This window comes from Microbacterium sp. YJN-G, assembly GCF_015040615.1.
Classification (GTDB): domain Bacteria; phylum Actinomycetota; class Actinomycetes; order Actinomycetales; family Microbacteriaceae; genus Microbacterium.
In genome coordinates this window covers 1,998,643-2,017,485 of the sequence record NZ_CP060402.1, presented here as the reverse complement: position 1 = coordinate 2,017,485, position 18,843 = coordinate 1,998,643, and the positions used below count along the sequence as shown (strand labels likewise).

The following is an 18,843-nucleotide window of genomic DNA, read 5'->3' as shown; positions in this document are numbered from 1 at the left end:
CCATGACCACATCACGCCTGGACGGTCTCACCAGCTGGCACGCCGACTGGCGCGGACTGCGCGTCGCCGTGCTCGGACTCTCGGTGACCGGCTTCTCCGCCGCCGACACGCTGACCGAGCTCGGCGCCGAGGTGCTGGTGCTCTCCGAGGCCGCCTCGGAGGAGTACGCGCGCCTGGTGCCCGTCATCGGCGCCCGCCTCGAACTGGGCTCGCTGGAGCAGGTGCCCGAGACGCTGCGCGACTTCGCACCCGAGGTCATCGTGGCCTCTCCCGGCTTCGCGCCCGCCCACCCCGTCATCGCGTGGGCGCTGCAGAGCGGCATCCCGCTGTGGGGAGACGTCGAGCTGGCCTGGCGCGTACGCGACAAGGTGGTGCGTCCGGACGGAACACCCGCCGAATGGGTGCTGATCACCGGCACCAACGGCAAGACCACCACGACCCAGCTCACCGCGACGCTGCTGAACGCCGGCGGCCTGCGTGCGGCGCCCTGCGGCAACATCGGCATCCCGGTGCTGGATGCCGTGCGCGACCCCGGCGGTTTCGACGTGCTCGTCGTCGAGCTCTCCAGCCACCAGCTCTGGTACATCGGCCAGTCGCAGCCCGCAGGGCAGCTCGTGCCCTACGCGGCGACCTGCCTGAACCTCGCCGACGACCACCTCGTCTGGCATGGCAGCGCCGAGGCGTACCGCGACGCGAAGGCCGTCGTCTACCGGCACACCCGCGTGGCATGCGTGTACAACAAGTCCGACGCCGCCACCATGCGGATGGTCGAGGAGGCCGACGTCGTCGAGGGAGCCCGCGCGATCGGGTTCGACCTCGGCACACCGGGGCCCAGCGATCTCGGCGTCGTGGACGGCATCCTCGTCGACCGCGCGTTCCATGACGACCGCCGGCACAGCGCCCTCGAGCTCACGACCGTCGCCGAGCTGCGCGCCGCAGGACTGGCCGCGCCCCACATCGTGCAGAACATCCTCGCCGCCGCCGCCCTCGCGCGGTCGCTGGGCGTGGCCCCCGCCGCCATCCACGACGCGCTGCAGGGCTTCGAGCTCGACGCGCACCGCATCCAGCTCGTCGCCGAGCACCTCGGCATCCGGTGGATCGACGACTCCAAGGCGACCAACCCGCACGCAGCCGCCTCGTCGCTGCGCGCCCACCCGGGCGCGGTGTGGGTCGTCGGCGGCGATCTGAAGGGCGTGGACCTCAGCGACCTGGTGGCCACGGCCGGAGGCACCGCCGGCGGCGCCATCGTGATCGGCGTCGACCGTGAGCCGGTGCTGGCCGCATTCCGGCGACACGCGCCGCAGGTGCCGCTCCTGGAGGTCGTCGCTGGCGACACTGGAGAGGTCATGGACCGCGTGGTGGAACTGGCCACCGGGATGATCGACGGCGAGGGGACGGTGCTTCTGGCTCCCGCCGCAGCATCCTTCGACCAGTTCAGCAGCTACGCGGACCGGGGAGAGCGCTTCGCCCGGGCGGTGCGCGCATGGATCGAACGGGGGACCGCCGATGACGCAGACGGCTCACCCTCCGCGCCGCGCTGAACCGCGCGGTCTCGCGGCTCGCGTCTCGCTCGGGAAGCTGTTCGCTCCGCCCTCGACCGAGTACATCCTGATCGCGTCGACCGCGGTGCTGCTGACGATCTTCGGCGTCGTGATGGTGCTCTCGGCGACCAGCGCCCACCCCACGGCCCCCTTCGACACCGCCCTGCGTCAGGGTGCGTTCGCCGTGATCGGCATCCCGCTGATGTTCGTCGTCAGCAGGCTGCCGGTCGGCTTCTTCGCGAAGCTCGCCTGGCCCGTGCTGATCCTCGCCGTGCTGTTCCAGCTGCTCGTCTTCGTGCCGGGGCTCGGCATCACCTCGTACGGCAACACGAACTGGATCAAGGTCGGCGGCATGCAGCTGCAGCCGTCGGAGTTCCTCAAGCTCGCCCTCGCACTGTGGATCGCGCTGGTGCTGGCGCGCAAGCACGCGAGGCTGGGCACGTGGCACCAGGTGTTCATCCCGGTCGTGCCCGTCGCGATACTCGCGATCGGCACCGTGATCGCCGGAAACGACCTGGGAACCGTCATGGTGCTCGTGCTCGTCGTGCTCGGCTGCCTGTTCTTCTCCGGCGCCAAGCTGCGCCTGTTCATCCTGCCGCTGCTGGGGGGACTGGCCGCCATCCTCGGCTACGCCCTCACCAGCGAGAACCGGATGACCCGCATCCTCGCCGCCTTCGACCCCGACGCCTGCGACCCGACCAACGAGTGCTATCAGGCCGTGCACGGCATGTGGGGCATGGCCACCGGCGGCTTCTTCGGCGTCGGGCTCGGCAACTCCCAGGAGAAGTACTGGCTGCCTGCCGCGGCGAACGACTACATCTTCGCGATCGTGGGCGAGGAGCTGGGGCTGCTGGGCTGCCTGCTCGTACTCGTGCTGTTCGGCTGCTTCGCCGTCGGCGCCTTCCACATCATCCGCAAGACCTCCGATCCGTTCGTCAGGATCGCCGCAGGCGGCATCGTCGTCTGGATCCTCGGCCAGGCGCTGTTCAACATCGGCGTCGTGCTGCGCATCTTCCCCGTGATGGGCGTGCCGCTGCCGTTCATGTCGCAGGGCGGCACCTCGCTGCTCTCGGTGATGCTGGCCTGCGGCGTGCTGCTCGCCTTCGCTCGCACCATTCCCGCAGCCGCGAAGGATAGGGTCGCTCAGGGCGAAGTGCGTAGCGAGCGGAGCAAGTCGAAGTGACCACCTACCTTCTGGCCGGCGGAGGAACCGCCGGCCATGTCAATCCGCTGCTCGCCGTCGCCGATCTGCTGCGCGAGCGCGACGGCGACACGGTCCTCGTGCTCGGCACGAAGGAGGGGCTCGAGTCGCGTCTGGTCCCCGCCCGCGGCTACGAGCTGCTCACCGTCGACAAGGTGCCGTTCCCGCGCCGCCCCGACCGGGCTGCGGCCGCCTTCCCGCTGCGGTTCCGTCGTGCGGTCGCGCAGGTGCGTGCGCACATCCGTGACCATGGCGTGGACGTCGTGGTCGGCTTCGGGGGATACGCCTCCGCACCCGCCTACGTCGCCGCGCGCCGTGAGCGCGTGCCGTTCGTCGTCCACGAGGCCAACGCCAGGCCGGGCCTGGCCAACGTGCTCGGTGCGCGCCGCGCGGCCGCCGTCGGCGTCGCGTTCCCCGGCACCCCGCTGCGTGGCGGTGAGGTGGTCGGGATGCCGCTGCGCCGCGAGGTCGTGGAACTCGACCGCGCCGCGCTGCGCGCGGAGGCGGCGGAGGAGTTCGGCCTGGATGCCGAGCGCCCCGTGCTGCTCGTGTTCGGCGGGTCGCTGGGCGCACTGCGCCTGAACGAGGCCTTCGCCGACGCCTGGCGCGATGTGCTGGCCGCCGGCTGGCAGCTGCTGCACGTCACGGGCGAGCGCAGCGAGCTGGCGGATCCCGGAGCGGACGGATACACGATGCGGCGTTACGTGGACCGGATGGACCTGGCCTTCGCCCTCGCCGACCTCACCGTCTCGCGCGCAGGATCCGCGACAGTCAGCGAGATCAGCGCGCTCGGGATGCCTGCCGTGTACGTGCCGTACGCGGTCGGCAACGGCGAGCAGCGGCTGAACGCGGCATCCGCGGTGTCCGCCGGTGCGGCACAGCTGCTGGACGACGCGAGCTTCGACGGTGACGTCGTCCGTACGCAGATCGTGCCGCTGCTGGGTGACCGTGCCCGCATCGACCGGATGGCGCAGGCGGCGCAGGGCGTCGGCAGCCGCACCGGCACCGAGGACCTGGTGGCGCTCATCGATCGCGCCCTCGCGGAAAAGTAGACTGGCAGACAAATGATCAGACCCGACCTCAGTCTCCCGATCCCCGAGACGATCACCTGCGCGCACTTCATCGGCATCGGCGGTTCCGGCATGAGCGGACTCGCGCGGATGTTCCTGGATGCCGGCATCCGCGTCTCCGGCTCCGACCGCTCCGACAGCGACAACCTGCGCGCCCTGGCCGCCGCCGGCGCGACCGTGCACGTCGGCCATGACGCCGCCCACCTGGGCGACGCCGACACGGTGGTGCACACCGGGGCGATCTGGCCCGAGAACCCGGAGTTCGTCACGGCCAAGGAGCGCGGGCTGCATGTCATCCACCGCTCCCAGGCGCTGTACTGGCTGATCGGCGGGCGACGCCTCGTCTCGGTCGCCGGCGCGCACGGCAAGACGACCTCGACGGGCATGCTCGTCACGGCGCTGCAGGCGCTGGGCGCCGACCCGAGCTTCGTCAACGGCGGCGTGATCGAGCAGCTCGGCACCTCGAGCGCGACCGGCGGCGGCGACCTCTTCGTCATCGAGGCCGACGAGTCGGACGGCACGTTCCTGCTCTACGACACCTCGGTCGCGCTGATCACCAACGTCGACCCCGACCACCTCGACTTCTTCGGCTCGGAGGACGCCTTCTACGACGCGTTCGTCCGCTTCGGCGACGAGGCTCGTGAGGCCGTGGTCATCTCCAGCGACGATCCGGGTGCGCAGCGTGTGCGGGCCGGGCTGAGCCACCGCAACGTGATCACCTTCGGCCAGGCGCAGGACGCCGACCTGCGCATCGACGAGATCTCCACCGTGGGTTCGGTCGCGGCGACGCTCAGCCGCGGCGGCGAGTCCGTGCGCATGCAGCTCGCGGTCCCCGGCGCCCACAACGCGGTCAACGCCGCGGGCATCGTCGCCGTGCTCCTGACCCTCGGCCACGGGCTCGCCGAATCGGTGCGCGCCGTCGAGGGATTTGCGGGCACAGTCCGCCGGCTCGAGCTGCACGGCGAGGAGCGCGGCGTGCACGTCTACGACGACTACTCGCACCACCCCACCGAGGTGCGCGCCGCCCTCGAGGCGATGCGCGGCGTCGCCGGCGGGGGACGTGTCATCGCCATCCAGCAGCCGCACACCTATTCGCGCACGCAGCACATGTACCGCGAGTTCGCGGAGGTGCTCGAGGGGCTCGCCGACCACACCGTCATGCTCGACGTGTACGGCGCGCGCGAGGATCCGGTGCCCGGCGTCACCGGCGAGCTGGTCAGCGGAGCCTTCGCGGACCCCGCGAAGGTGCACTACGTGCCCGACTGGCAGGAGGCGGCGGACTACACAGCCTCGATCGCACGCGAGGGCGACTTCGTGGTGACGCTGGGCTGCGGCAACGTCTACCAGATCATCCCCCAGGTCCTCGACTCCCTGCGGCGCACCCCCGGGGCCTGAGCATGCGTCGTCCGGCACCGCTCCCGGCTTCCGCGCAGAAGCCCGAGAGCGTCGAGCCCGCGGCCCCGCGTCCGCGCAGCATCCGCTCGCGCTTCGCGCGCGATACGGACCGGGCGGATGCCGCGGACGCGACGTGGGAGGCGCCGTCGGATGCCGAGCGCGCGGAGAGCGCCGGCGCTGACGCGCATGCGGACACGGCCGTGCTCGACGATGCCGTCCGCGACATCGCCGAGGGTGCGCAGGATGCCGGAGACCATAGGGATGCCGTGCGCACCGGCGACGTCTGGCGCGCCGCGCGAGCCCGCCGGAAGGCGCTGCGCGCCGAGATCCGGCGGTTCACGCAGCGCTCCCGCCGGCGTCGGCTGGTGTGGTGGGGATCGTTCGGCGCCGTCGTCGCGCTGATCCTCGGCAGCGTCGTCGCCGCGTACAGCCCGCTGTTCGCGATCAGGGAGATCACCGTCGCGGGCGTGCGCAGCCTCGACCCGGCCGTCGTGCAGACGGCGCTGGAGGGGCAGCTGGGCGCACCGCTCGCGCTCGTGGACGCCGGTGCGGTCAGAAGCGCGCTGAGTGAGTTCCCGATGATCGAGTCGTACGCACTCGAGGCGCGACCGCCGCATGAACTGCTCGTGCGCATCGTGGAGCGCACCCCCATCGGTGTCATCCGCTCCGACGACGGATTCACGCTCGTGGACGCCGCCGGGGTGGCGCTGGCCACCACACCGCAGCGACCCGACGGTCAGCCGGAGCTCTCGATCTCCGGCGGCACGGACTCCGCGGCCTTCCGCAGCGCGGGGCTGGTGGTGCGCTCCCTGCCCGCCGAACTGCGTGCGCAGGTGACCGAGGTGAACGCGTCGTCGGCCGATGACGTCACCCTCGCGCTTCAGGACGGCAAGACCATCGTGTGGGGGAGTGAGCGCGACTCCTCCGAGAAGGCGCTCGTGCTCGTCGCGCTCATCAAGAACGCGCCTGACGCGCGCAACTTCGACGTCTCGGCGCCGAGCGTTCCCGTCGTGCGCTGAGCGTGCGCCGACCTCGTCGGCCGGTGCTGCGACGACCCGCGGAATGCCGGTTCGAGGCCCCGATGGACGGCATCCGCGGGGGATCGCGACGACACGCCGTGTCGCTGCGCGCGCAGGCGGGGCTTGCGCATACCGTCGATCTCGAGAACGCAATACCGGGAAATAGTTTAACCCTCTCGTTGAGGTTTAAGGTTTATCCCTCGTCAGGCTCGAATATCGGAGGCCGGCCATGAGCCAGAACCAGAACTACCTCGCCGTGATCAAGGTCGTCGGCGTCGGCGGTGGCGGCGTCAACGCCGTGAACCGCATGATCGAACTCGGGCTCCGCGGAGTCGAGTTCATCGCCGTGAACACCGACGCTCAGGCTCTGCTCATGAGCGACGCTGATGTCAAGCTCGACGTGGGCCGCGAACTGACCCGCGGACTCGGTGCGGGAGCCGACCCCGAGGTCGGACGCCGTGCCGCGGAGGACCATGCCGAGGAGATCGAGCAGGCCCTCACCGGCGCCGACATGGTCTTCGTCACCGCCGGAGAGGGTGGCGGCACCGGCACCGGCGGCGCGCCGGTCGTCGCGCGCATCGCGAAGTCCATCGGCGCGCTGACCATCGGCGTCGTGACCAAGCCGTTCTCGTTCGAGGGTCGCCGCCGCCAGAGCCAGGCCGAAGCCGGCGTGGCGAAGCTGAAGGAAGAGGTCGACACCCTCATCGTCGTGCCGAACGACCGCCTTCTCGAGATCAGCGATCGCGGCATCTCGATGATCGAGGCCTTCGCCACCGCCGACCAGGTGCTGCTCGCCGGTGTGCAGGGCATCACCGACCTCATCACGACCCCCGGCCTGATCAACCTCGACTTCGCCGACGTGAAGTCGGTGATGCAGGGTGCCGGATCGGCGCTCATGGGCATCGGCTCCGCCCGCGGCGCCGACCGGGCCATCAAGGCCGCCGAGCTCGCCGTCGAATCTCCGCTGCTCGAGGCCTCGATCGAGGGTGCGCACGGCGTGCTGCTGTCGATCCAGGGTGGCTCGAACCTCGGCATCTTCGAGATCCACGACGCGGCAGACCTCGTCAAGGAGGCCGCGCACCCCGAGGCGAACATCATCTTCGGAACGGTCATCGACGACACTCTCGGCGACGAGGTGCGCGTGACCGTGATCGCGGCCGGCTTCGACGGCGGCGAGCCCGCTCCCCGCCTGGAGCCGATGGTCGTGGAGCGTCCCGCGAGCACGCCGCTGCCCGAGGTGCGCCTGGACGAGAAGGCCCCCGAGCCGCGCGCCGAGGCCGAGAAGCCCGTCGTCGCCGCACCCGTGGCGCCGAGCCTCGAGCCGGCTTTCTCGGACGACGACATCGACATCCCCGAGTTCCTGAAGTGACCCTCGCTGCCCGGCTGTCGGCGATCGACGAGCGGATCGCCGACGCCGCTCGCCGGGCGGGCCGCGATCCGGATGAGATCACCCGCATCGTGGTCACGAAGTTCCACCCCGCCCAGCTCGTGCGCGACCTGCACGCGCTGGGCGTCAGGGACGTCGGCGAGAACCGCCAGCAGGAGATGACGGCCAAGCGCGCCGAGCTTCAGCAGTCGGAGGGATCCGGCTACGACGACCTGCGCTGGCACTTCATCGGACAGGCCCAGACCAACAAGGCCGGCGCCATCCGGCGGGCATCCGATGCCGTGCACTCGGTGGACCGCATCCGCCTGGCGGACGCGCTTCACCGTGCGGCGGACGACGACCGGGTGCTGGACGTCCTCGTGCAGGTGAACCTCACGCAGGATGCCGGCCGCGGCGGCACCACGCTCGCGGATTCCGAGGCACTCGCCGAGCACGTGCTGGGGCTGGGCTCGCTGCGGCTGCGCGGCGTCATGGCCGTCGCGCCGCTCGACGAGGAGCCCGCCGCCGCGTTCGCGCGGCTGCGGGACGTCTCCGACGGCATCCGCCGTATCGCCCCCGAGGCGACCTGGATCTCCGCCGGCATGACCGGCGACTTCGTCGAGGCGATCGACGCGGGGGCGACACACCTGCGCATCGGTTCGGCAATCACAGGACCGCGCCCCGACCGGGGTTAACCTTTCAACCAGACCAGCCCGCAACGTTCGAACCGGAGGACACGATGGGTAACCCGCTGAAGAAGACCATGGTGTATCTCGGCCTCGCCGACGAGGAAGAGGTCTACCAGGAGGAGGCGTCGCAGGCGCCCGCCCGCGCGCCCCGTGAGCGCGAGCGCGAACGCGAGCGCGAGGAGCAGTCGCCCGCACCGGTCACGCCGCTGCGCCGGCCCACCGCCGTGCGTCAGCCCTCCGCGGGCGCGGTCAACGAGATCCTCACCGTTCACCCCAAGCAGTACCGCGACGCGCAGATCATCGCCGAGAACTTCCGCGAGGGCGTGCCGGTGATCATCAACCTGTCGCAGATGAGCGACGCCGACGCGCGCCGCCTCATCGACTTCGCGAGCGGTCTCTCGCTGGGTCTGTACGGTCGCATCGAGCGGGTCACGAGCAAGGTCTTCCTGCTGTCGCCCGAGAACATCGCGGTCTCCGGCCAGGGCGGTCTCGCCCAGGCCGAATCCGCGTCGTTCGACTCCTGACCTTGGGGGACGTGCTCGGCATCATCGGCGGCATCGTCGAACTGGTGCTGACGCTGTACGTGCTCGTGCTCATCGCACGGCTCGTGCTGGATTACATCCCGCTGTTCAACAGGCAGTGGCGTCCCAAGGGCGCCGGGCTCGTGCTGGCCGAGCTCGCGTACACGCTGACCGACCCGCCGATCCGGTTCTTCCGGCGGCTCGTTCCGCCCCTGCGCCTGGGCACCATCTCACTGGATTTCGGGTTCGCCCTGACGATGCTGGTCGTGCTCATCCTGATGTCCGTGGTCCGCGGGCTGACCTGATCGATCGCGGCGCTTCTCGTCGCGCCGCACAGACTGGGGGGCTATGCTTGGCTCCCAGGCGCGCGCCCCGGGTACGCGTCGACTGAAACACTGCGCCGTCATTCAACGACTGGCCGAAAGAACTCATCGAAAGAGGAGCCACCCATGGCACTTACCCCGGATGACGTCGTCCACAAGGAGTTCCAGCACGTCCGATTCAAGGACGGCTTCGACCCGGAAGAGGTCGACGACTACCTCGACGAGATCGTGGTTGAGTGGCGCAAGACCATCGAGGAGAACAACGAGCTGAAGGCCAAGCTCGCCGCGTTCGAGTCGGGTCAGAGCGCCCCGGCCGCCGCGGCTCCCGCCCCGGCCGCTCCTGCGCCGGCCGCCCCGGCCGCTGCCGCCGACGCGTCTGCCACGGGCACCTCCGCGGGCATCATCGAGCTGGCGCAGCGCCTGCACGACGAGCACGTCGCCGAGGGCGAGGCCAAGCGCAAGGAGCTCATCGACGAGGCCGAGGCCGAGGTCGCCCGGATCCGCACTGAGGCTCAGGCCAAGCAGCGCGAGGAGTCCGCTCGTCTCGAGCGCGAGCGCAACACGCTCGAGGGTCGTATCACCGAGCTGCGCGAGTTCGAGCGCGACTACCGCAGCAAGCTGCGCGCCATGATCGAGGGCCAGCTGCGCGACCTCGACCAGAAGTCGTCGACGGACTCGACCCCCGTCTCCGCCATCGGCCTGTAGGTCGACCTTGGCGGGACGTCGTCCACTTCGTCGGTCGGCGGCCGGTGCGATCGTCGCGATTCTCGCGGCGCTCGTACTGGCCGCCGATCAGTTTGTGAAGTACCTCACCATCGAGCACCTGCCCTACCGGGAGGCCGTCCCGGTGCTGGGGGAGTTCCTCCAGCTGTTCCACATCCGCAACCCCGGCGCCGCGTTCTCGATCGGCGCGGGCATGACGTGGATCTTCACGATCGCCCTGGCGATCGTGGCCTGCGTGATCGTCTGGAAGACGCTGGGCGTGCATTCGCGTCTCTGGGCCGTCATCCTCGGCTGCCTTCTCGGGGGAGTGCTGGGCAACCTCACCGACCGGCTGTTCCGTGAGCCCGGCTTCGCCGTCGGCGAGGTCATCGACATGATCTCGATGCCGTGGATGATGCCGGCGATCTTCAACGTGGCCGACATCTTCATCGTCACCGGCATGATCGCGGTCGCGTTGATGGTCGTGCTCGGCCTGCGCCTGGACGGCACGCGCGAGCGCGATCACGTCAAGCACGACGAGGACGCCTCTGCCGCTGACACCGCCGCCGCGCCGAGCGAGGCCTGAGCGTGCAGCACCGCAGCCTGCCCGTCCCGGACGGCCTGGACGGGGCGCGCGTCGACGCCGCCCTCGCGAAGATGCTCGGCTTCTCGCGCACCTTCGCGGCCGAGGTCGCCGAAGCCGGCGGAGTCAGCCTCGACGGCGCGCCACTGGGCAAGTCCGACCGGCTGCGGGCGGGCGGCTGGCTCGAGGTGAGCTGGACGCCCCGGGAGGAACCGCGCATCGTCCCGATCGCGGTTCCGGAACTCGGCATCGTGCACGACGACGACGACATCGTCGTCGTCGACAAGCCGACCGGTGTGGCGGCGCATCCCTCGCTGGGATGGGAGGGGCCGACCGTCGTCGGAGCCCTCGTCGCAGCCGGCTTCCGCATCGCGACCAGCGGCGCCCCCGAACGCCAGGGCGTGGTGCACCGGCTGGACGTGGGCACGAGCGGCCTGATGGTGGTCGCGAAGACCGAGAGCGCCTACACGGCGCTCAAGCGCGCGTTCAAGGAGCGCACGGTCGAGAAGATCTACCACGCGGTCGTGCAGGGGCACCCGGATCCGCTGTCGGGCACCATCGACGCGCCGATCGGGCGGCATCCTAGCCACAGCTGGAAGTTCGCCGTCGTTCCAGACGGCAAGCCGTCGGTGACCCACTACGAGACGCTCGAGGCGTTCCCCTCGGCATCGCTGCTGGAGATCCATCTCGAGACCGGTCGCACGCACCAGATCCGCGTGCACATGGCCGCACACCGGCATCCGTGCGTCGGCGACCCGCTCTACGGGGCCGACCCGACGCTGTCGGCGCGGCTCGGCCTGACCCGGCAGTGGCTGCACGCGCACAGGCTCGCGTTCGCCCACCCGGCGACGGGGGAGTGGGTGCAGTTCGAGTCGCCGTACCCCGCTGATTTCCAGCACGCCCTCGAGGTGCTCGACCCCGGCCGCAGGGCAGGCTGAGCGCGTCGCTGCACCGGATGTCGGTGCCCTGCGCAAGACTGCGCTGGTGAGCATCGAGGTAAGAGCGGCGACACGGTTCGACGACGTCGCGGCCGTGGTGGGGCCGAAGAATCCCGCATCGAACGTGTGCTTCTGCCTGAGCTACCGCATCGGCAACAAGGAGAACGTCGCCCTGCGGGGACAGGCGCGGGCGGATCGCGTGCGCGAGCTTTGCGACCACGATCCGCCTCCCGGCGTGATCGCCTACCTTGACGGCGAGCCGGTCGGCTGGGCGGCCCTGCATCCGCGCCGTGACACGAGCTTCGCGCGCAACCGGCTGATCCCGCACGTCGACGATCTCGATGTGTGGTCGCTGTGGTGCTTCCGCGTGCGCCCCGGACATCGGAAGCAGGGGGTCATGCATGCCCTCATCGGCGGCGCCGTCGGGTACGCCCGCGAGCGCGGGGCTCCCGTCGTCGAGGGCTACCCGGTCGACAACCGGGGCGAGAGGGTGAATCAGACGATGGCGTACGTCGGCACGCGAGCACTGTTCGAGAGTGCCGGCTTCGAGAAGGCAGCCGACACCGGTTCGGTGCTCGACGGCTTCCCGCGCGTGCTCATGAGGCTGGACCTGCGCCCGTGAGGCTCAGCGCCTGACGCGACCGCCACGGAAGTGCGCAGGGTCGTCCTCGGCCATGGCCAGGGCGATCTTGCGCACGTGCGCGTCATCCACGTCGCCCATCGCGGCGAGGTCGTAGAAGCCGACCTCGGTCAGCTCGCCGTCGGCCGGGTGCGGCTCGCCCGAGATCCACGTGCAGCGGAACACGATGTCGAGATAGTCGACCTGGTCGCCGTTCGGGTAGGTGATCCGGGGCAGCTGCTGCACCAGTGCGAGGCGGTCGACCGAGACGACCACGCCCGCCTCCTCCAGGCACTCGCGTGCCGCAGCATCCGCCGGCTCCTCACCGGGCTCGACGATGCCTGCGATCGTCTGCCAGGCGCCATTGTCGGCGCGCTTGCCGAGCAGCACCTTCTCGTCGCGGAACACGACCGCGGTCGTGCCGACGAGGGAGAGCGGTTCGGTTCCGATGTGCTCGCGCAGCGCGAGGACGAAGTCAGGGGTGGGCATGACGTTCAGCGTATCCGGCGGCGTGGGCTGAACCCGCCTCCGGACCCGGCGCCGGGGCCGCCCCTGTCGGTGGTCGAACGTAGACTCGATGCATGGCCTCCGACTCCTTCGTGCACCTGCATGTCCACAGCGAATACTCCATGCTGGACGGTGCCGCGAAGATCGGGGCGATGACCCAGGCGGCCGCCGACTACGGCATGCCCGCCATCGCGGTGACCGACCACGGCAACACCTTCGCCGCCTTCGAGTTCTACAACGCGGCCCGCGCCGCCGGGGTCAAGCCGATCATCGGCCTCGAGGCCTACGTCACCCCCGGCACGCATCGCAGCGACAAGTCGCGGGTGGCATGGGGATCACCCGACCAGAAGAGCGACGACGTGTCCGGCTCGGGTGCGTACACCCACATGACGATGTGGAGCCAGAGCAAGGAGGGGATGCACAACCTCTTCCGGCTCAGCTCGCTCTCCAGCATCGAGGGCTACTACTTCAAGCCGCGCATGGACCGCGAGCTGCTGCAGACCTACGGCAAGGGCCTGATCGCCACCACCGGGTGCCCTTCGGGCGAGGTGCAGACCCGGCTGCGGCTGGGCCAGTACGACGCGGCGCGCGCTGCGGCCGCGGAGTTCCAGGACATCTTCGGCAAGGAGAACTACTTCGCCGAGATCATGGACCACGGTCTGTCCATCGAACGACGGGTCATGACCGACCTGCTGCGCCTGGCGAAGGACCTGAACATCCCGCTGGTCGCGACCAACGACTCGCACTACACGCACCAGCACGAGGCCGACGCGCACGAGGCGCTGCTGTGCGTGCAGTCCGGCTCGACGATGGACGACCCGAACCGGTTCAAGTTCGACGGCGACGGCTACTACATCAAGACCGCGCAGGAGATGCGCCAGATGTTCCGCGACCACCCCGAGGCGTGTGACAACACGCTGCTGATCGCCGAGCGCTGCGAGGTCGAATTCGACACCTCCGCGAACTACATGCCCCGCTTCCCGGTGCCCGACGGCGAGACCGAGGACAGCTGGCTGGTCAAGGAGGTCGAGAAGGGCCTCCACTACCGCTACCCGAGCGGCATCCCCGACAAGGTGCGCAAGCAGGCCGAGTACGAGGTCGGCATCATCCTGCAGATGGGCTTCCCCGGCTACTTCCTCGTCGTCGCCGACTTCATCAACTGGGCCAAGGACAACGGCATCCGCGTCGGTCCCGGCCGAGGCTCCGGTGCCGGATCGATGGTCGCCTACGCTATGAAGATCACCGACCTCGACCCGCTCGAGCACGGCCTCATCTTCGAGCGGTTCCTCAACCCGGATCGTGTCTCGATGCCCGACTTCGACGTCGACTTCGACGACCGCCGCCGCGGCGAGGTGATCGAGTACGTCACCGAGAAGTACGGCTCCGAGCGCGTCGCCCAGATCGTCACCTACGGCACGATCAAGTCCAAGCAGGCGCTGAAGGATGCCGGACGCGTGCTCGGCTTCCCGTTCAGCATGGGCGACCGCCTCACCAAGGCGATGCCGCCTGCGGTGATGGGCAAGGACATGCCGCTCAGCGGCATGTACGACTCGGCCCACCCGCGGTACAAGGAGGCCAGCGAGTTCCGCGCCCTTATCGACACCGATCCCGAGGCGAAGACGGTCTTCGACCGGGCGCTCGGGCTCGAGGGGCTGAAGCGCCAGTGGGGCGTGCACGCGGCCGGTGTGATCATGTCGTCTCATCCGCTCCTCGACATCATCCCGATCATGAAGCGCGAGCAGGACGGCCAGATCGTCACGCAGTTCGACTACCCGTCCTGCGAGTCGCTCGGCCTGATCAAGATGGACTTCCTGGGGCTGCGCAACCTCACGATCATCTCCGACGCGCTCGACAACATCCGCCTCAACCGCGGCGAGGAGCTCGACCTCGAGCACCTCGGCCTTGAGGACCGCGCCGTCTACGAACTGCTCGCACGGGGCGACACCCTGGGCGTGTTCCAGCTCGACAGCCCGCCGCTTCGGTCGCTGATGCGCCTGATGAAGCCCGACAACTTCGGCGACATCTCGGCTCTCATCGCGCTTTACCGTCCCGGCCCGATGGGTGCGAACTCGCACACCAACTACGCCCTGCGCAAGAACGACCAGCAGCCGATCACGCCGATCCACGCCGAGCTGGAGGAGCCGCTCAAGGACATCCTGCAGGAGTCCTACGGTCTGATCATCTACCAGGAGCAGGTCATGGCCATCGCGCAGAAGGTCGCCGGGTTCAGCCTCGGCCAGGCCGACATCCTGCGCCGCGCGATGGGCAAGAAGAAGAAGTCCGAGCTCGACAAGCAGTACGAGGGCTTCTCGGGCGGCATGAAGGAGCGCGGCTACGGCGAGGCCGCGATCAAGGCGCTGTGGGACATCCTGCTGCCCTTCTCGGACTACGCGTTCAACAAAGCGCACTCGGCCGCATACGGACTGGTGTCGTACTGGACCGCCTACCTCAAGGCGCACTACCCGGCCGAGTACATGGCCGCGCTGCTGACCAGCGTCGGCGACTCGAAGGACAAGATGGCGCTGTACCTGAACGAATGCCGTCGCATGGGCATCCGAGTGCTGCCGCCGGACGTCTCGGAGTCGATCAACTTCTTCGCCGCCGTCGGCGAGGACATCCGCTTCGGCCTCGGGGCGGTCCGCAACGTCGGCGGCAACGTCGTCGACGGGATCATCCAGGCCCGCAAGGACGAGAAGTTCACCTCGTTCCACGACTTCCTGAACAAGGTCCCCCTGCACGTCGCCAACAAGCGCACCGTGGAGTCGCTGATCAAGGCCGGCGCGTTCGACTCGATGGGCGACACCCGCCGTGCGCTCATGGAGATCCACGAGGATGCCACCGAGGCTGCCGTCGACCGCAAGCGCAACGAGGCCCAGGGCGCCATCGGCTTCGACTTCGACAGCCTCTACGACGGGATGGAGGAGGCCGCCCCGGCGAAGGTGCCCGATCGTCCGGAGTGGACCAAGAAGGACAAGCTCGCCTTCGAGCGCGAGATGCTCGGCCTGTACGTCTCCGACCATCCCCTCGCCGGGCTCGAGGTGCCCCTCGCCAAGCACGCGTCGATCTCGATCAACGATCTGCTCACCTCGGAGGATCTGCAGGACGGCGACCAGGTCACCGTCGCGGGTCTGGTCACCAGCGTGCAGCATCGCGTCGCGAAGGCCAGCGGCAACCCCTACGGCATGATCACCGTCGAGGACTTCAACGGCGAGGTGACGATCATGTTCATGGGCAAGACGTACACCGAGTTCCAGCACACGCTGCAGCAGGACGCCATCCTCGCCGTGCGCGGACGGGTCTCGCGCCGTGACGACGGGCTGAACCTGCATGCCCAGTCGGCGTTCGCGCCCGACGTCGGCTCGTTCGACGCCGCCGGACCACTCTCGCTGCTGGTCGCCGAGCAGCGGGCGACCGAGCGGGCGATGAACGACCTGGCCGACATCCTCCGGCGTCACGCCGGCGACACCGAGGTGCTGCTGCGCGTGCACCGGGGAGGCTCCGCGAAGGTCTTCGAGGTGCCGATGCCGGTCAAGGTGTCCGCCGACCTGTTCGGCGACCTCAAGTCCCTGCTCGGGCCCACCTGCCTCGGCTGACCCGAGCACGTCGCGAAGACACCTCACAGGATGCTGCCGACGGCGTCGGTAGGATCGGGACTCGCGTGGGAAAGCATCAGCGACGAAAGGATCCGCTCTGATGAGCACCGAGCAGGAGAGCAGCGGAGCACCGGGCGTGCCCGACCCCGCCGGCGACGCCGTGCTCTACGACTACCAGGTGCAGCCGGAGTACGGCATCCTCGGGTTCACCCTGCGCGAGCTGATCATCCTGGGCGCCTGGGCGCTCGCGTTCCTGGTGTCGTTCTTCCCGGTCTCGCCCGGCGCACGCGCGGTCTGGGGCAGCGGGGTCGACTGGATCCTCACCATCGGCGTGCCCACGGCGGCCGTGTTCCTGATCGTCCTGCGCCGGTTCTCGCCCGACGGCATCCGCCGTGTCGGCTCGCTGGGCATCGATCAGTTCGCCTCCGTCGCGGCATCCGTCGCCGCCGTCGCCTGGGGGCAGCTGCTGTGGCACCAGGTCGCAGCCACCGTCGACACCGGTGCGCTCCTCATCGGCTGGGTACCCGTCGTCGCGCTGCTCGCCTGCCTGGCGCTCGTGGCCGCCACCGTCGCCGCCCCGCTCATCCCGCGGCTGCGCGACGATTTCGAGGGCCGCATGGAGACGCTCGCGCACCGCAGCGCCAATCCCGTGCGTCCGGTGGTCACCCGACCCCGCGCCGCGGCACCCGCGCCGGTCGACGCCGGTGCCGCCACGGACAGGTCCGCCACCGACAGCGCAGGCAGCGACAGTGCCGCCACCGACAGGGCCGCCACCGACAGTGCCGCCACCGACGCCAAGCCCGCGCCGAGCGCCCAGGACGGCATCGGCATCCCGTCCGTCGCCCCCGAGAGCGCACCGCGGTCCTTCGCCATCGAGCCCGCGCCGGCCGACGACCCCGACGCCACGCGCGCCATCGAGGTGATCCCGCCGCCCGAGGCCGCACCGACAGGTGCGGGGCCGGACGCCGCAGATTCGGACGGCGCACTGTCGGATGCCGCGGTCTCGGATGGTGCAGTCTCGGATGCCGCGGCGACCCCGGGGCCGGGTGCCGCGGCGGCGGACCGGCGCGAGGACGCCATGCTGCACACCGACCCGATCGGCGCCCTTCACGAGATCTTCGAATCCGCGCCCGAGCCGCCCGCGACAGCGGTCGAATCCGAGCCTGACACGCCCTCGACGGTGGTCGAGGCGCCGCTGCGCCGCAACCGCGGCGACCAGGCCCAGCCCGCGGTGCCCGGGACCGGACCATTCTGGATCCTCGCGCCCACCGAGCGTGACGTGCTCGACGAGCACGGGCATGCGCTGTTCCGCATCGGACCGCACGCCTGGGCCCTCGTCATCGAGGACCGCGGCGGCGCGTACGTCGTCCGCCATGACGACGGACGCATCGGATACCTCCACGACATCACCGACATCACGAAGGGCTGACCCCGTGCGCACCATCGACCTCCGCGGCAGGCACCTGGCACCCGCCGACATGCTCGCCGCCGTTCCGCGCGCCACCCAGGCCCGCGCCGAGGCCCTCGCCGTCGCCACCCGGATCGTCGAGGACGTGCGGACCAGGGGAGAGGCAGCGCTGCGCGAGCAGGCGGCGACCTTCGACAAGGTCGAGGACCACGCCATCCGCGTGCCCGCCGAGCACCTCGCCGAGGCCGCCGCATCGATCGACCCCGAGGTCCGTCACGCGCTCGAGTCCGCCATCGACCGGGTGCGACGTGCGTCGGCCGCCCAGGTGCCCGACCCGCAGATCACGCAGATGGGCCCCGGAGCGACCATCACGCAGCGCTGGCAGCCGGTGACCCGAGCGGGGGTGTACATCCCCGGCGGCAAGGCCGTGTACCCGTCCAGCGTCGTGATGAACGTCGTCCCCGCCCAAGTGGCGGGCGTGGGCAGCATCGCCCTGGCCTCGCCGCCGCAGGCCGACCACGACGGGCGCGTGCACCCCACGATCCTCGCCGCGGCCGCGCTGCTCGGCATCGACGAGGTCTACGCCTTCGGCGGAGCCGGCGCCATCGGGGCGCTCGCGCACGGCGTCGCAGGCCTCGGCCTCGACCCGGTCGATGTCGTCTCGGGGCCGGGCAACAACTACGTCGCCTCCGCGAAGCGGGCTGTCGCAGGCGTCGTCGGAACCGACTCCGAGGCGGGCGCCACCGAGATCCTCATCGTCGCGGACGACTCCGCGGATGCCGACCTCATCGCCGCCGACCTCATCAGCCAGGCCGAGCACGACGAGCAGGCGTCAGCCGTGCTCGTCACCGACTCGCCCGGGCTCGCCGACCGGGTCGCCGCCCGTGTCGCCGAGCGCGCCGGGACGACCACGCACGCGCAGCGCGTCGCCGCAGCCCTCGCCGGGCCGCAGTCGGCCATCGTGCTCGTCGACGACCGGACGATGGCCGAGGCGTTCAGCAACGCCTACGCCCCCGAGCACCTCGAACTGCACCTGACGGATGCGGCATCCGCCGCCGCGCGCTTCACGAGCGCCGGCGCGGTGTTCGTCGGCGACCAGACGCCGGTCAGCCTCGGCGACTACATGGCCGGCAGCAACCACGTGCTCCCGACCGGGGGACAGGCGCGCTACGCCGCGGGCCTGGGCGCCTACACCTTCCTGCGCCCGCAGCAGGTGATCGAGTACGACCACGCTGCACTCACCCTCGTGCGCGAAGGGGTCGTGGCGCTGGCGAACGCCGAGATCCTCCCCGCACACGGAGACGCCGTCGAGGCGCGGTTCACGGACCGCGACGCCGACGCGGAGGCCGCCGAGTAGGCTGGAAGATC

The 18,843-nt window shown here is 70.2% G+C and carries 17 protein-coding genes; 16 read left to right on the top strand and 1 reads right to left on the bottom strand.

The genetic code is table 11. The annotated features are described in order from the left end of the window. The first annotated feature begins 2 nt into the window (after positions 1 to 2). From murD to H7694_RS09655, 13 genes are all read left to right on the top strand, one after another. Positions 3 to 1,541, top strand: a complete 1,539-nt coding sequence (murD, locus tag H7694_RS09715) for a UDP-N-acetylmuramoyl-L-alanine--D-glutamate ligase (RefSeq protein ID WP_193596327.1) — start codon at positions 3 to 5, stop codon at positions 1,539 to 1,541. After that, positions 1,507 to 2,724, top strand: a complete 1,218-nt coding sequence (locus H7694_RS09710) for a putative peptidoglycan glycosyltransferase FtsW (protein ID WP_193596326.1) — start codon at positions 1,507 to 1,509, stop codon at positions 2,722 to 2,724. The genes murD and H7694_RS09710 overlap by 35 nt, the downstream gene beginning before the upstream one ends. Beyond that, positions 2,721 to 3,794 (top strand): UDP-N-acetylglucosamine--N-acetylmuramyl-(pentapeptide) pyrophosphoryl-undecaprenol N-acetylglucosamine transferase, encoded by a 1,074-nt coding sequence (locus H7694_RS09705; RefSeq protein WP_193596325.1) that lies wholly within the window; start codon positions 2,721 to 2,723, stop codon positions 3,792 to 3,794. The genes H7694_RS09710 and H7694_RS09705 overlap by 4 nt, the downstream gene beginning before the upstream one ends. A 12-nt stretch (positions 3,795 to 3,806) precedes the next feature. Continuing rightward, complete coding sequence (gene murC / locus H7694_RS09700) at positions 3,807 to 5,207, top strand: UDP-N-acetylmuramate--L-alanine ligase (protein WP_193596324.1); 1,401 nt, start codon at positions 3,807 to 3,809, stop codon at positions 5,205 to 5,207. A 2-nt stretch (positions 5,208 to 5,209) separates the two neighbouring features. Then, complete coding sequence (locus tag H7694_RS09695) at positions 5,210 to 6,226, top strand: FtsQ-type POTRA domain-containing protein (protein WP_193596323.1); 1,017 nt, start codon at positions 5,210 to 5,212, stop codon at positions 6,224 to 6,226. 229 nt (positions 6,227 to 6,455) lie between these two features. Continuing rightward, positions 6,456 to 7,595 (top strand): cell division protein FtsZ, encoded by a 1,140-nt coding sequence (gene ftsZ / locus H7694_RS09690; RefSeq protein WP_193596322.1) that lies wholly within the window; start codon positions 6,456 to 6,458, stop codon positions 7,593 to 7,595. Beyond that, positions 7,592 to 8,287 (top strand): YggS family pyridoxal phosphate-dependent enzyme, encoded by a 696-nt coding sequence (locus H7694_RS09685; RefSeq protein ID WP_193596321.1) that lies wholly within the window; start codon positions 7,592 to 7,594, stop codon positions 8,285 to 8,287. The genes ftsZ and H7694_RS09685 overlap by 4 nt, the downstream gene beginning before the upstream one ends. A 44-nt stretch (positions 8,288 to 8,331) precedes the next feature. Continuing rightward, complete coding sequence (locus H7694_RS09680; protein ID WP_193596320.1) at positions 8,332 to 8,805, top strand: cell division protein SepF; 474 nt, start codon at positions 8,332 to 8,334, stop codon at positions 8,803 to 8,805. A 2-nt stretch (positions 8,806 to 8,807) separates the two neighbouring features. Next, the gene (locus tag H7694_RS09675; protein ID WP_227468055.1) at positions 8,808 to 9,107 is read left to right on the top strand and encodes a YggT family protein; all 300 of its coding nucleotides are present in this window, start codon (positions 8,808 to 8,810) and stop codon (positions 9,105 to 9,107) included. 144 nt (positions 9,108 to 9,251) lie between these two features. Continuing rightward, positions 9,252 to 9,830 carry a DivIVA domain-containing protein gene (locus tag H7694_RS09670; RefSeq protein ID WP_193596319.1) on the top strand — a complete coding sequence of 193 codons (579 nt, stop codon included), beginning with the start codon at positions 9,252 to 9,254 and terminating at the stop codon, positions 9,828 to 9,830. Positions 9,831 to 9,837: 7 nt separating this feature from the next. Continuing rightward, positions 9,838 to 10,413: a signal peptidase II gene (gene lspA / locus H7694_RS09665; protein ID WP_193596318.1), complete on the top strand. Its 576-nt coding sequence runs from the start codon at positions 9,838 to 9,840 to the stop codon at positions 10,411 to 10,413. Between the two features lie 2 nt (positions 10,414 to 10,415). Next, complete coding sequence (locus tag H7694_RS09660; RefSeq protein WP_193596317.1) at positions 10,416 to 11,348, top strand: RluA family pseudouridine synthase; 933 nt, start codon at positions 10,416 to 10,418, stop codon at positions 11,346 to 11,348. Between the two features lie 46 nt (positions 11,349 to 11,394). Continuing rightward, a complete protein-coding gene (locus tag H7694_RS09655; protein ID WP_193596316.1) occupies positions 11,395 to 11,970 on the top strand; it encodes a GNAT family N-acetyltransferase in 576 nt (191 codons plus the stop codon). 3 nt (positions 11,971 to 11,973) lie between these two features. Here the strand turns inward: H7694_RS09655 and H7694_RS09650 are convergent, their stop codons facing one another. After that, positions 11,974 to 12,456 carry an NUDIX hydrolase gene (locus H7694_RS09650; protein ID WP_193596315.1) on the bottom strand — a complete coding sequence of 161 codons (483 nt, stop codon included), beginning with the start codon at positions 12,454 to 12,456 and terminating at the stop codon, positions 11,974 to 11,976. A gap of 92 nt (positions 12,457 to 12,548) precedes the next feature. Here H7694_RS09650 and dnaE point away from each other — a divergent pair, with 92 nt between their 5' ends. The 3 genes from dnaE to hisD all read left to right on the top strand — a co-directional run bounded on the left by dnaE (position 12,549) and on the right by hisD (position 18,832). Next, positions 12,549 to 16,067, top strand: a complete 3,519-nt coding sequence (gene dnaE, locus H7694_RS09645) for a DNA polymerase III subunit alpha (protein WP_193596314.1) — start codon at positions 12,549 to 12,551, stop codon at positions 16,065 to 16,067. A gap of 100 nt (positions 16,068 to 16,167) precedes the next feature. Continuing rightward, positions 16,168 to 17,496 carry a hypothetical protein gene (locus tag H7694_RS09640; RefSeq protein ID WP_193596313.1) on the top strand — a complete coding sequence of 443 codons (1,329 nt, stop codon included), beginning with the start codon at positions 16,168 to 16,170 and terminating at the stop codon, positions 17,494 to 17,496. A 4-nt stretch (positions 17,497 to 17,500) separates the two neighbouring features. Continuing rightward, positions 17,501 to 18,832 (top strand): histidinol dehydrogenase, encoded by a 1,332-nt coding sequence (gene hisD / locus H7694_RS09635; protein WP_227468054.1) that lies wholly within the window; start codon positions 17,501 to 17,503, stop codon positions 18,830 to 18,832. Positions 18,833 to 18,843 lie beyond the last annotated feature (11 nt).

Excerpts from the sequence above, each read along its gene's own strand:
- H7694_RS09710 (WP_193596326.1), top strand. The coding sequence starts at position 1,507 with ATGACGCAGACGGCTCACCCTCCGCGCCGCGCTGAACCGCGCGGTCTC.
- ftsZ (WP_193596322.1), top strand. The coding sequence starts at position 6,456 with ATGAGCCAGAACCAGAACTACCTCGCCGTGATCAAGGTCGTCGGCGTC.
- dnaE (WP_193596314.1), top strand. The coding sequence starts at position 12,549 with ATGGCCTCCGACTCCTTCGTGCACCTGCATGTCCACAGCGAATACTCC.
- H7694_RS09670 (WP_193596319.1), top strand. The coding sequence starts at position 9,252 with ATGGCACTTACCCCGGATGACGTCGTCCACAAGGAGTTCCAGCACGTC.
- murC (WP_193596324.1), top strand. The coding sequence starts at position 3,807 with ATGATCAGACCCGACCTCAGTCTCCCGATCCCCGAGACGATCACCTGC.
- H7694_RS09680 (WP_193596320.1), top strand. The coding sequence starts at position 8,332 with ATGGGTAACCCGCTGAAGAAGACCATGGTGTATCTCGGCCTCGCCGAC.
- H7694_RS09640 (WP_193596313.1), top strand. The coding sequence starts at position 16,168 with ATGAGCACCGAGCAGGAGAGCAGCGGAGCACCGGGCGTGCCCGACCCC.
- H7694_RS09650 (WP_193596315.1), bottom strand. The coding sequence starts at position 12,456 with ATGCCCACCCCTGACTTCGTCCTCGCGCTGCGCGAGCACATCGGAACC.
- murD (WP_193596327.1), top strand. The coding sequence starts at position 3 with ATGACCACATCACGCCTGGACGGTCTCACCAGCTGGCACGCCGACTGG.
- H7694_RS09695 (WP_193596323.1), top strand. The coding sequence starts at position 5,210 with ATGCGTCGTCCGGCACCGCTCCCGGCTTCCGCGCAGAAGCCCGAGAGC.